This window comes from Streptomyces graminofaciens, from assembly GCF_030294945.1.
GTDB classification, from domain to species: Bacteria; Actinomycetota; Actinomycetes; order Streptomycetales; family Streptomycetaceae; genus Streptomyces; species Streptomyces graminofaciens.
In genome coordinates this window covers 8,847,087-8,859,270 of the sequence record NZ_AP018448.1, presented here as the reverse complement: position 1 = coordinate 8,859,270, position 12,184 = coordinate 8,847,087, and the positions used below count along the sequence as shown (strand labels likewise).

Here is a 12,184-nt window from a genome sequence, read left to right as displayed (position 1 = left end):
GCGCCTGTTCAGGGGCGCGCGGGCCGGGCGGCGGACGGCTGAGTGGGGTGGGAGAGGAGGTTTGATCCATGGATCGGCGGTCCCTGTCTGGTCCCCGGAACCGCCGCGGTGACCCTCAGCCCTTGACCGCGGAGCTGGCCACCCCCTGGACGAACCACCGCTGGAAGAAGACGAAGACGATCAGTACGGGCAGGACGAGGAGCACGCCGAAGGCGAGGGTCTGGCCGTAGTCCGGGGGCAGTTGGGCCTGGAAGACGCTCATCTCCAGCGGGAGCGGGCGGACCGACGGGTCGGAGACCATCAGGACCGGCCACAGGAACGAACCCCACTGGGTGAGGAAGGTCAGGATCGCCACGGACGCGAAGGCCGGCTTCGACATGGGGACGATGATCGCGAAGAAGGTGCGCCAGGGCCCCGCGCCGTCCAGCCGGGCGGCTTCCTCGATGCTCGGCGGGATCGAGCGGAAGAAGGTGTGGAACTGGTAGACCGAGAAGGCGTTGGCGATGAACGGGAGCGCCAGGATGAACAGGGTGTTGCGCTGGTCGTTGAACAGGTAGAAGAGCGGGACCGCCACCGACTCGAACGGGATCAGCATCAGCAGCAGGACGAGGGTGAAGACGGCGTTGCGGCCCCGCCACTTCAGGCGTGACAGCCCGTACGCCGCCATCGAGTTGACGAACAGGCCGCCGGTGACGACGACGAACGCCAGCAGCAGCGAGATGCCCATGAAGCGCCAGAAGTAGCCGGTGCTGTCGGAGTTCAGGCTGTCGAGGACGGCGGTGTAGTTGTCGAAGGACAGGTTCGTGGGGAGGAAGCCGGAGAGGCCGTCCAGTACTTCGTCCGACGGCTTGAGGCTGCCGATGAACAGATAGATGGCGGGCAGCGCGAAGACGAAGGCCAGGACGGACAGGACGGCGTAGTCGAGGAAGCGGCGCATGGGTGTGCGGGTCAGGCCGCCCGTGTTCGTGCTCATGGTCAGTCCTCGTTGTCGGGCCGGACGACGCGGCGCTGGACGACGGTCAGGGCGACGACGATCAGGAAGAAGACGACGGTGATCGCCGCTGCCTGGCCGATGTTGTTCTGGTCGAAGGCGGTGGTGACCGCCTGGTACATCACGGTGCGGGTGGCGTCCTCGTCGAGGCCGCCGCCGCGGATCAGGACGTAGACCTGGTCGAAGACGCGGAAGGAGAGCACCGAGGTGAGCATGGCGACGAAGACGAGCGTGCCGCGGATGCCGGGCAGGGTGACGTGCCGGAACTGCTGCCAGCGGGAGGCACGGTCGAGTTCGGCGGCTTCGTAGAGCTCGCCGGGGATCTGCTGGAGGCCGGCGAGGAGGATGACCATCTGGAAGCCGACGCCCTGCCACACCGACAGCACGATGACCGAGGCCATGGCGGTGAGCCCGTCGCCGAGCCAGTCGAACGCGCCCCAGTTGCCGAAACTCACCGCGTCCAGCGCCGAGTTGAGCATGCCCTGGTCGCTGCGGGCGAGGATGAGGCGCCAGATCACGGCGACCAGGGCCATGGGGAAGACGACCGGCATGAAGAAGAAGGAGCGGAACAGGCCGATCCCCTTGAGCTTGCGGTTGAGCAGGATCGCGAGGCCCAGGGCGAGACCGGTCTGGAGGGGTACGACGACCACGGCGAAGGTCAGGTTGTTCAGCAGGGACCTGAGGAACGGGCCGGACAGGTCGGGGTCGGTGAACAGCCGCCGGTACTGCTCCAGGCCGAAGAAGGTGGGCTCCAGCGGGGAGCCGAGGCGCACGTTGTAGAAGGAGAGGACGACGGCGTAGCAGAAGGGTATGCCGACGAAGGCGATGAGGCCGGCGACTGCGGGCGTGGACATGAGCAGTCCGTGCAGCCAGTCGCGGTTCCTGCGCACGGGGCGCACGGGGCGCGCCGGACGCGCGGGCTTGGCGGAGGTCACGGGTGGGGCCTTCTCCCGGGCTTCGGGCGCGGCGGACGCGGGCTTCACGGATGTCACGGGGGGTCCTGTTCCCGGCGGGGCGGGCGTGGCGTGCGCCGCGCCCGCCCCGGCCGAATGGGTCCTACGGGATCTCGTAGCCGGCGTTGTCGGAGAAGTCCTGGTCGATGGCTCGGGCGGCCTTCGACAGGGCGCTCTTGGGGTCGGTGCCGCCGTAGATCGAGTTGAGGGCCTCACCGAACTTCGCGGTGACGGTGGGGTATCCGGCGGTCACGGGGCGGGTGACGGCGACGCAGGAGGAGGTGATGTCGCTGTCGCCACAGGGCTTCGCGAGCTGGTCGGCGAAGAGCTGGAGCGGGCCGCCCTGCTTGTACAGGTCGCTCGCGGCGAGTGCCGTCCTGGTGGCGGGCGGGGCGCCGTTGGCCTTCGTCATCGCGGCGACGTTGGTGTCGCCCAGCAGGTAGTCCATGAAGGCGCCGGCGGCCTTGGCGTTCTTGGTGTCGGCGCCGATGCCCCAGGCCCACGAGCCCTGGCCGGTCTTGGGGCCGTTGCCGAAGTCGGGCAGTGGCAGTACGACGAGGTCGTCGCCGAGGGCCTCGCTGTAGGCGGGGTACATCCAGTGGCCGACCCAGCTGAGCGCCACGCGGCCCTTGGCGAAGGCGTTGCCGTCGGTGTTGGGGTCGACGTACGTCTTCCAGGACTGGAAGGTCTTCATGGCCGACACGGCCTTCGGCGAGTCGAGGGCGCCCTCGGCCTTGCCGTCCTTGAGCAGGGCGCCGCCGGCCGACCAGACGATGGGGGCGAAGCCGTAGGTGCCCCACTCGGTGGCGAAGCCGTTGCCCTCCTGGACGTCGAGGGTCTTGCCGTCGGAGTCCTTGGCCTTGAGCGCCTTGAGCGCGGCCGTGAACTCGTCAGCCGTCCAGGCGTCGTCCACGCTCGTCGGGTACTTCACCCCGGCCGCGTCCAGCAGCTTCTTGCTGCCGTAGATGCCGAGTCCGGAGTCGTACATGCCGAGGCCGTAGTGCTTGCCGCCTATCTCGCCCTGGGACTTGCTCGCGTCGGTGGCGTTGTCCAGCGTCTTGGCGGAGACGTAGTCGTCGATCGGGGCGAGCTTCTTGTTGTAGACGAAGTTCGCCATGGTCGGGCCGTCGAACTCCATGACGTCCGGCAGCTCGGAGGGGTCGGTCGCGGTGATCGTCTTGGTGTAGTCGTTGCCGGGCAGCAGCTTCAGCTCGACCTTGATCTTGCTCTGTGAGGAGTTGAACGACTTCACCGCGGCCTGCAGCGCGGCGTCCTCGCTCTTCTGGCCCTGGTGGGCCCAGACGCTGATGGTGCCCTTGCCGCTGCCCGCCTCCGCGGAGGCGTCGCTGCCGCCGCCCCCGCCACAGGCGGCCAGCGCAGCCAGGGGCAGGGCGAGAGCCAGTCCCGTACAAGCTGTGCGGCGGTACTTTCTGCTGGTCGAGCTCATTGTTGTGCCTCCGTGCCGTGGCGAGGGTTCGGGGTGCGGGGGTGCTGTCGAGGCGTGGGGGTGGTGGGGCTCAAGGGGATGGGGTGGGGCTCAAGGGGATGGGGGCTCAAGGGGATGGGGGTCACTGCGGTCCGCGCGGACGGGGTGGGGCGGTGGTCTCGCGCAGGACGAGGCGGATGGGCATCCGGACATGCCCCGGGGGTTCGGCGCCGGGCTCGTCCAACTGGCTCAGCAGCAGCCGGGCGGCCTCCGCGCCCTGGTCGGCGACCGGCTGGGCGACGGTGGTCAGGCCCAGCACATCGGCCAGCTCGTGGTCGTCGAAACCGACGACCGACACATCGTCCGGCACCTTCAGCCGGTGCCGGCGCAGGGCGCGCAGCGCGCCCATCGCCATCTCGTCGGACTGCGCGAACACGGCGGTCGGCGGCCGGGAGACGGCCAGCAACCGCGTCATGGCCCGCTCGCCGCCCTCGACGGTGTAGTCACCGTCCGCCTCCAGCGCCGGGTCGTGCTCGATCCCGGCCTCGGCCAGAACGCCCAGGTAGGCGTTGCGACGCTCGATGGGGGTGGTCCAGTGCAGCGGTCCGCTGGCCCCCGAGATCATGCCGATGCGGCGGTGGCCGAGGTTCACCAGATGCCGTACGGCGCTCTCGGCGCCGGCCCGGTCGTCGATGCCGACGACGGTGAACCCGGGCCGGGCCCCGCCGACCGTGGTGGCCAGCGGCACCCCCAGTGAGCGCAGCGCGGCGGACTCGTCGTCGTCGGGGATGAGGAGGGACAGCACCGCGTCGACGCGCTTGCGCACCGGCAGCCTGGCGAAGAAGCGCTTGCGTGTCTCCGGCGAGCCCAGGTTGTACAGCAGCACGTCGTACCCGGCGGCGCTGAGCACCTTCTCGGCGGAGTCGAGCACGGTGCCGAAGAACCAGCGGCCCACATAGGGGACCAGTACACCGATGGTGTGCGTACGGCCGCTGGCCAGGCTGGAGGCGGAGCGGGAGGCGGTGTAGCCGAGCCGGTCGGCGACGGCCCTGATCTGGTCCCGCACCCCGTCGGACACGCCCGGTCGGCCGCGCAGGGCGCGGGACACGGTGGACGCGGAGACGCCGGCGGCGCGGGCGACGTCGTTGATGCTGGCCGTCACGGGTCGGTTCCTCCCGTTGATTTCACGTCGGTGTGATCTGTGAGTGACGTGACCGTAAACCCGACCACCTTGTTGCGCAAGCGTTTGCGTTCATATTTACTTGGGCCGATTCTCAGGAGATTCCGTTTTCATCGATGGTCAGCGCATGCGTTTGAGCGCTGTGGAGCCGACAGGAACTGCGCATGCGATACGCCCCGCCCGGCCTGTGCGTGAACGACTTCGCCCTGCTCCGGGACGAGGACGGCACATACGCGGTGCTGCACCTGCAGGGCCCCTGGACGGCCGAGTTCGACCACCTGCGGATGGAGACCTCCTACGGCCGGGCCACCTCGACCGACCTCGTCGACTGGCAGTCGCAGGGCACCGCCTTCGGGGTCGGCCTGCCCGGCCGCTTCGACCAGCAGGCGGTGTGGACCATGCACCCGTTCCGGCACGGCGCCGGGATGGCGATGTTCTACACCGGGGTGAGCGGGCTGACGCCGGGCGGCTGGCCGCTGCAGTCCGTCGGCCTCGCGCACTCCGACCGCACGGACGGCACGGGCTGGCGGCGCCACGGCACGTCACCCGTCGTGGAGGCGGCCCCCCGCTGGTACCGCACCGGCGAGCGGATGGGCTGGCGTGACCCCTTCGTCGTACGCGACGACGAGTCCGACGGCTGGGTGATGGTGATCTGCGCCAGCGACGCCTCGCTCCCGGTCGAGGTCGGCGGCTGCGTGGCCTGGGCCACCTCCACCGACCTGGAGCACTGGACCGTCCACCCGCCGCTCGTCTCACCCGGCGACGTGGACGAGCTGGAGTGCCCGGTCCTGGAACGCCTCGACGACGGCACCTGGCTGCTGCTCGGCTCCATCGGCGCCACCCGGGGCTTCGAGTCGTGGACGGCACCGACGCTGAGGGGCCCCTGGACCCGGCGCGGCCCGCTCGGCCCGACCGGCTCCTACGCCCCCCGCGTCATCGCCGCGCCCGACGGCTCCCGGGTGGTCCTGCACACCACCCCCCGTCAGGTCGGCCTGACCGACACCGGCGAACGCTGCCGGGGCATGCTCGCCCAGCCCAAGTCCCTTGTCGTGGAGGAGGGTTCGGCTCCCCGGCTCGCCTGGTGGCCCGGTCTGGACCCCTGGCTCGGCGAGGCGACCGACCGCGCCGCCCCGCACGCGGTCGGTGACATCGACATCACCGGCCCCGTCGAGATCACCCTGCGCACCGACACCCCGGACGGCAGCCGCCCCGCCCTCGCCGTCGGCTGCGACGGCAAGAACCTCTGGATCACCGGCCCCGACGGCACCAGGCTCGCCGAGACCGTCCTGGCCGCGCCCGCCGCCACCCTGCGCATCCTCACCATCGGCGAATACGTCGAGGTCTACGCCGACGACGTCTTCGTCCTCACGACGCTGAGCTACACCGGCCACCCCGCCCCGTGGACAGCCGTCGCCGAAGGGCACAGCCGTACGATCCCGGCCCGCCCGATCCGGCTGCCGGACCCCCACCGCGACGACGCCTCGGCGATCTGGCCCGGCCCCTGAGCCCTGTCGGGCGACGTGGCGGAGGGATGCGCGGGGCTGACAGGGGCACCCGGCGGCAATGCGAACAATGTCCTACGAAGCGGCGGCGTCGAGTTCCCTGTTCGGTGTGCTGGCCGTCCTCATCGGCGGTCTGGTCGTCACCGGCGTACTCATCTGGGCCGTACGTTTCGGCACCCAGGTACGAAGGCGCGAACAACGGCCTCCCCGGCCCTCCGAGCAGCCCACCCGGCCATGGTCGGGCTCCGCCCACGAGGAGCGGGAGATGCGGGAACCGGACGAGGTGCCCCGCGCCGCCGCCGGCGACGGCCTCACCCCCCATGACCTCGGCTCCTCCGGCACCAAGCGCAGCGAGGACCAGACCCGGCCGCGCTGGAAGCGGGGCTCCGGCGGATCGTTCGGCAGCGGCGGCCAGGGCGCTCCCTGAGCGGTTTCCGGCAGGTCGGATGTCCCGCTTTCCAGCGGGTGCACGGGCGAGGGGCCGGGCGGAGCGGTCTCCATCCGTCGGGATGTGTGTGGATCACGGGTTCCTGGGCACCCAGTGGGGTGACACAGGGAGCAATTCCCACCATTCGCGACAAATGGCCACACGCGCTGCACCACAGCTGGTGACCGGGAGACGCGGGCCACCCTCCCACCAGAACAGCCGACGAGCGGAGATCCCCCATGACGACGGTGGAAACGGTGGCACCCGCGCTGCCCCCGCTCTTCCTCACCCCGCCCGGCGTGTACACACCGCAGTGGGACACCGGGCTGCTGATCCGTGCCCTGGGCCGGGAGGTCATCGGCTCAGCGACCGAGGTACTGGACCTCGGTACCGGCAGCGGCGCGCTCGCCGTACAGGCCGCGCGTCTGGGCGCCAGGGTGACGGCCGTCGACATCTCCTGGCGGGCCGTGGCGACCGCACGGGTCAACGCGCTGCTGGCCGGCCGGCGGGTCCGGGTCCGGCACGGGGATCTCGTCGACGCGGTGTCGGGCCACTCGTACGACCTGGTGGTCAGCAATCCGCCCTACGTGCCGTCGCCTGCTCGGCTGCCGCGTCGCGGCCCGGCCCGGGAGTGGGAGGCCGGCGAGGACGGGCGGGTGTTTGTGGACCGGATCTGCGACGCGGCGCCCGCCTTCCTGCGCCCGCGCGGCGTCCTGCTGATCGTGCACTCAGGCCTGTGCGGCATCCGGGCCACGCTGTGGCGGCTCGCGTGTGCCGGGCTGCGCGCCTCGGTCACCGACCGCGCCGTGGTGCCCTACGGTCCGGTGCTGCGCACCCGGCACGAGTGGCTGGTCCGCCAGGGCCTGGTGGACGACGGCGAAGGCCGAGAGGAACTGGTGGTCATCCGTGCCCAGCGCATCTGAGCGCCCGCGCCGCGTCACGATCGATCCCGGCGGCCCCCTGCTCGTCGAGGGCCCCGTCGAGGTGGTCCGCGACGACGGCACGGTGGTCACCTCACGGCGCTTCGTGGTCGCCGTCTGCACATGCCGCCGCAGCCGTACCTACCCCTGGTGCGACACCAGCCACCGCGACCGGGGCCCGCGCGGCGAGGACCCGTCGTGAACGGCCCGCGACTGCCCGCCGCCCGCGGCGAGTTGTCCGCGCACGTCGTCGCCGCGCTCCTCGACGGACAGCGCCTCGACGGACAACGCCACGAGGAACACTTCCACGACGAGCAGTTCCTCGACGAGCAGCTCCTCCACGCACCTCCGCGTGCCCGCCTCCCGGACGCCACGGATCCGTACGGCGACGACCTTCAGCTCGCCCTGTACCTCCTCTACGAACTCCACTACCAGGGCTTCGAGGGCGTGCCCGACGACCGCGAGTGGGACCCCGGTCTGCTGGCCGTCCGCCGCGCCCTGGAACGGCGTTTCCTCGGGGCGCTGCGCCGCGATGTGCCGCCGCACGGCGATGCCGGCCGGGCGCTGGCGGCGCTGCTGGTGGAGCCCGTCGGCCATGACGACACCAGCGTCAGCCACCATCTGCGGCGCGACGGTGAACTCTGGCAGTTCAGGGAGTACGCGGCCCTGCGCTCGCTGTACCACCTCAAGGAGGCGGACCCGCACGCCTGGGTCATCCCCCGGTTGCGCGGACGGGCCAAGGCCGCCATGGTCGCCGTCGAGTTCGACGAGTTCGGTGCCGGACGCGCGGACGAGATCCACGCCGTCCTCTACGCCGGCCTGATGCGCGATCTGGGGCTGGAGACGGCGTACGGCCACTATCTCGAAGCGGCCCCCGCCGAGGCGCTGGCCACCGTGAACCTCATGTCCCTGTTCGGCCTGCACCGTGCCCTGCGCGGCGCCCTGGTCGGGCACTTCGCGACCGTGGAGGTGACCTCCTCCCCCGCCTCACGCCGACTGGCCGCGGCCCTGCGCCGGGTCGGCGCGGGGGCTGCCGCGCAGCGGTTCTACGACGAGCACGTGGAGGCGGACGCCGTGCACGAGCAGGTCGTACGGCGCGAGGTGATCGGTGGGCTCCTGCAGAGCGAGCCGCACCTCGAACCCGATGTCGCCTTCGGTGTCCACGCCACCGGCTTCCTGGAGGACCGGCTCGGCGCCCGACTGCTCAAGGCCTGGCGGCAGCGGCGCAGCGCCCTGCGTGTCCCGCTGAGCGACGACGAAGAAGGGAAGCGACCATGGCCGAAGGCCCCACGCGCGAGCACCCCCGGCGGGCAGCGGCCTGCTGAAGGGCCGCAAGGCGGTGGTGACCGGCGCCGACTCCGGGGTCGGCCGGGCCGTGGCGGATGAGGTTCCAGGTGATGAGCAGCACCGACGTGGCCGCGGCCGCCGCACCCCGTGTGGCGCGATAAAGGCACTGGACCTCACCCCGCCACGCACCTCCGGCATGTGGCCTGGCTCACACGGGACCGCCCTGCCGGTGGCAACGGCGCGACTTGCCCGGCCGCCCAGCAGTGACAGCAGACTGCGACCGAGTATCAGGAGGCGTGTGGGACGAGCCCCGTCGCGGCGAAGGCGGCCTTGTCGCGGGACGTCGTGCCGTCGGTGATCCACCAGTGCGTGGGGTCCTCGCCGTACGTGCCGAACAGCTGGCCGTAGGCCCAGTTGAGGATCAGCTCGTCCTTGCCGTCGCCGTCGAAGTCGGCGGCTCCCGCGGGCCGGGTGTGCCGCCATTTCGCGGGCCCCTTCCGCACGTTGCGCTGGACCGGGGTGCGCTTGTCGCCGTCGATGAGGGTGGCACCCTCGTACGTGGCGACCAGGATGCCGTCGCGGCCGTCGCCGTCCGGGTCGGCGGCCACGAAGCCGCCGGGCCCGTAGTCGGTGCCCGCCCCTTCAGGAACCTCGGGCAGCGGGTACTTGACCGGCTCGCCGCCACTGCCGGGGTACACATCCAGCGAGCCGACGACCTCGGGCGACGTGGTGTCGGAGTCGGGCTCGTCGTTGTGGCCGCCGTCGTCTCCGACGGCCACGTCGCGCAGCCCGTCGCCGTCGAAGTCACCGAACGCGTGGGAATTGCCGGCGCGCAGCTGCTTGCCGTTCGCGGACAGGCCGGAGCCGGGGCGGGCCGGGTAGAGGATGTTGCCTGACTGCTCGCCGTCGTTCAATTCGTGGAGCAGCAGAGAGGTCGCGCGCGGCTTGCCCGACGGGTCGAGGGCGTCCACGACGAGCTCGCCGTCCTCCGGCAACCGCAGGCCGGTGTCGGTGCGCGCGGGCACTCCGGAGCGTGTGAACGGGCCGTACAGCACCACCAGGGGCGTCTCGTCACCCAGGGTCAACTCGGTCCGCGCGAGCCCCGCGAGGTCGTGGTGCCCGTCCCCGTCGAAGTCGCCGCGCACCACGTACGAAAGGCCCAGCCTGGATGCGCCGGCCGGCAGCCGCACCGCGCTCGCACCGCCCTTCGCCGTGGGCCCGCCGGGTCCTCCCCAGGTCACATACGGGGCGGTGCGATAGTCCGCGTCGCTCCGGGTCTTCACGTACTTGTCCCCGGCCGTCGTGACGAAGTCCGGGAAGCCGTCGCCGTCCAGATCGGCGACCGTGTCCGGCGCGGCACCCCCGCCCGCGTCCGAACCCTTCGGCGGATCCGGCAGGCCCAGGTCGCGGCGCCTGTACACGGTGCGGGTCGAGGGGTCGAGTCCCTTCGCCGAGCCGTAGAGCACAGCCATGTGTTCACCCCCGGGGACGGAGACCATGAAGTCGCGATACCCGTCGCCGTTGATGTCGTCAGGGCCCTTCGATCCCTTCCCGGCAGCCGGCGCCCGACTCCCGGCGGGCGCGCCGGGCACCGGGACGGGAACCTCCCGTACAGGGGCGTTCGACGTCTTCCCGGCGGTCGACGTCCCGCTCTCAGTGGGCGCGCCGGACGGCGGGACTTCATGGTCCGTTCCGCCACCACCACCGCATCCGGCGAGCGAAGCGAGCACAACGGAGACGGCGCAGACAGCGAAGGCCGGCAAGGCGGTACGAGACTTCATGCGCCTCACCCTCGCATTCGGCGCCGTTCCGACTCCAGGGAGGGGCGACGGTCGCGCGCACCGGCGACCGGGCAAACGAACGGGCGGACTTCCGCGACATCACCGAGGGGCACCACCGGGTCGGCGGGAAGTCGGCCGTCCAGCGGACTGTCGGATCCATGGGCGACGTGTCGGTGGCCGCACGCGGACGCTGCCACGGGGTCACCGGTTCACGGGGTCACGGGGTCACTGCGCTCACGGTGCGAGCAGCAGGCTGTCGCCGCGCTCCTTGGCCGCGGTGTAACGCCGGGCCACGTCCTGCCAGTTGACGACGGCCCACATGGCGTCGATGAAGCCGACCTTCTGGTTCTTGTACTGGAGGTAGAAGGCGTGCTCCCAGGCGTCGAAGACCAGGATCGGGGTCGAGCCCTGGCCGACGTCGCCCTGGTGGTCGTAGACCTGCTCGACGATCGGCCGCCCGCTGAGCGGCTCGTAGGCGAGGACGCCCCAGCCGGAACCCTGGGTGGTGGCCGACGCCTTCGTCAACTGCGCCTTGAAGCCCGCGAAGGAGCCGAACGACTCGGCGATGGCGTCCGCCAGCTCGCCCACGCCGTCCTTGTCCAGCGGCTCGCCACCGCCGTCACCCGTCATGTTGTGCCAGTAGATGGAGTGCAGGATGTGCCCGGAGAGGGCGCCGGATGGTGCGTGTCCGGGCCCCGGCCGTCGGTCGGCCTGCGCTCGGCACTAACCTCGGCGGATGATTCCTGCACGGCCTACGAAGGTCATCACGCGCCACCGCGACGGGTTGATCCACGCCTACGTGATGGACGCCGGCGCCTTCGGAACGCTGGAGCCCGCCGCGGTGTTCCAGCCTCGGGCCGGCGACGAGGTGGTGGCGTCGGCGGTCCGGCCCGATCTGGAGCGAGTCGTGTACACGACGCTGAACGGGGTCGTCTGCCTCACGCGCGCCGGTGACCCGGTGTGGGCGTCGGCCTTCGAGCCGCACTCCGACGTGCGCCATGGCCACCGGCCTGGCTGTGCGCTGTCCCTGGACGGCCGAACCGTGTGGGTCTACCGGCCGGACGCGATGGCGAAACGCGGTAACGGAGACCAGTGGGTCGTGTACGACGCCGACAGCGGGGTGGTCCTCGCCCGCCGGGAGCTGGAGACGGTCGGGCACGGCGCCGGCCACCACGTGCATCCCGTCGACGGCAGTGTCTACCTCGACATCGGTGAGGGCCAGGACGGCTCCGTCATTCTCCGGGGTACGGCCGTGCCCGGCGGCGAGCCGGAGTTCGTGACGTTGCCATGGTGGGACCGCTGTCTGATCGACCTGGCGCCGGACGGGCAGCAGTTCATGACCGTCGACCACGGGCAGGCGGACGTCTCCTTCCACCGCCACCCCAGCGGGGACGTGCTCTTCACTCTCCCCGTCGAGGCCTTCGGGTACGACCCGGAGGAATCCTTCATGGAATGGGGCGGCGGCTACCTGACCCCGGACACGGCCGTCGTCACCCTGGGCGGTGAGAGCGAGGACGAGGAGGAGTGGTTCCGCCACCACCTGGTCGACGTGCGCACGGGCACGGTCAGCGGCGGGTTCGCCGTCGAGGTGACCAGCCCGTACGAACTGGAGCCCCTGGGCGACGGCTCCTGGCTCACCGACGACCCCGACGGCAACCCCGTCCGCTGGTCCCGCGCTCCGCTGCCCTCCGCACCGCCGCACCCGGCAGGTTGACGG

11 protein-coding genes and 1 pseudogene are annotated in these 12,184 nt (G+C 71.3%); 6 read left to right on the top strand and 6 right to left on the bottom strand.

The window, feature by feature from the left end; all coding sequences use genetic code 11:
* Window positions 1-115: 115 nt before the first annotated feature.
* The 4 genes from SGFS_RS38955 to SGFS_RS38940 all read right to left on the bottom strand — a co-directional run bounded on the left by SGFS_RS38955 (window position 116) and on the right by SGFS_RS38940 (window position 4,532).
* Window positions 116-973: a carbohydrate ABC transporter permease gene (locus SGFS_RS38955; protein ID WP_286256919.1), complete on the bottom strand. Its 858-nt coding sequence runs from the start codon at window positions 971-973 to the stop codon at window positions 116-118.
* A gap of 2 nt (window positions 974-975) precedes the next feature.
* Window positions 976-1,983, bottom strand: coding sequence for a carbohydrate ABC transporter permease (locus tag SGFS_RS38950; protein WP_286256918.1), 1,008 nt, complete (start codon window positions 1,981-1,983; stop codon window positions 976-978).
* Window positions 1,984-2,047: 64 nt separating this feature from the next.
* Entirely contained in the window at window positions 2,048-3,391 is a 1,344-nt protein-coding gene (locus SGFS_RS38945) for an ABC transporter substrate-binding protein (RefSeq protein WP_286256917.1), read from the bottom strand.
* A gap of 121 nt (window positions 3,392-3,512) precedes the next feature.
* Complete coding sequence (locus tag SGFS_RS38940) at window positions 3,513-4,532, bottom strand: LacI family DNA-binding transcriptional regulator (protein WP_286256916.1); 1,020 nt, start codon at window positions 4,530-4,532, stop codon at window positions 3,513-3,515.
* A 182-nt stretch (window positions 4,533-4,714) separates the two neighbouring features.
* Here SGFS_RS38940 and SGFS_RS38935 point away from each other — a divergent pair, with 182 nt between their 5' ends.
* The 5 genes from SGFS_RS38935 to SGFS_RS38915 all read left to right on the top strand — a co-directional run bounded on the left by SGFS_RS38935 (window position 4,715) and on the right by SGFS_RS38915 (window position 8,785).
* Window positions 4,715-6,055 (top strand): glycoside hydrolase family protein, encoded by a 1,341-nt coding sequence (locus tag SGFS_RS38935; RefSeq protein WP_286256915.1) that lies wholly within the window; start codon window positions 4,715-4,717, stop codon window positions 6,053-6,055.
* Window positions 6,056-6,122: 67 nt separating this feature from the next.
* Window positions 6,123-6,479: a DUF6479 family protein gene (locus SGFS_RS38930; RefSeq protein ID WP_434028125.1), complete on the top strand. Its 357-nt coding sequence runs from the start codon at window positions 6,123-6,125 to the stop codon at window positions 6,477-6,479.
* A 239-nt stretch (window positions 6,480-6,718) separates the two neighbouring features.
* Window positions 6,719-7,402 carry a HemK2/MTQ2 family protein methyltransferase gene (locus SGFS_RS38925; RefSeq protein WP_286256912.1) on the top strand — a complete coding sequence of 228 codons (684 nt, stop codon included), beginning with the start codon at window positions 6,719-6,721 and terminating at the stop codon, window positions 7,400-7,402.
* Window positions 7,386-7,601 carry a CDGSH iron-sulfur domain-containing protein gene (locus SGFS_RS38920; RefSeq protein ID WP_286256911.1) on the top strand — a complete coding sequence of 72 codons (216 nt, stop codon included), beginning with the start codon at window positions 7,386-7,388 and terminating at the stop codon, window positions 7,599-7,601. The genes SGFS_RS38925 and SGFS_RS38920 overlap by 17 nt, the downstream gene beginning before the upstream one ends.
* Entirely contained in the window at window positions 7,523-8,785 is a 1,263-nt protein-coding gene (locus tag SGFS_RS38915; protein WP_434028124.1) for an iron-containing redox enzyme family protein, read from the top strand. Before SGFS_RS38920 ends, SGFS_RS38915 begins: the two co-directional genes overlap by 79 nt.
* Window positions 8,786-8,973: 188 nt before the next feature.
* On the opposite strand, the gene SGFS_RS38910 is transcribed toward SGFS_RS38915, so the two are convergent.
* Both SGFS_RS38910 and SGFS_RS38905 read right to left on the bottom strand, forming a co-directional pair.
* Entirely contained in the window at window positions 8,974-10,467 is a 1,494-nt protein-coding gene (locus SGFS_RS38910) for an FG-GAP repeat domain-containing protein (RefSeq protein WP_286256909.1), read from the bottom strand.
* A 234-nt stretch (window positions 10,468-10,701) separates the two neighbouring features.
* A pseudogene (locus SGFS_RS38905) lies at window positions 10,702-11,136 on the bottom strand (superoxide dismutase); the annotation flags it as partial.
* Window positions 11,137-11,203: 67 nt separating this feature from the next.
* Here SGFS_RS38905 and SGFS_RS38900 point away from each other — a divergent pair.
* Window positions 11,204-12,181, top strand: coding sequence for a hypothetical protein (locus SGFS_RS38900; protein WP_286256908.1), 978 nt, complete (start codon window positions 11,204-11,206; stop codon window positions 12,179-12,181).
* Window positions 12,182-12,184 lie beyond the last annotated feature (3 nt).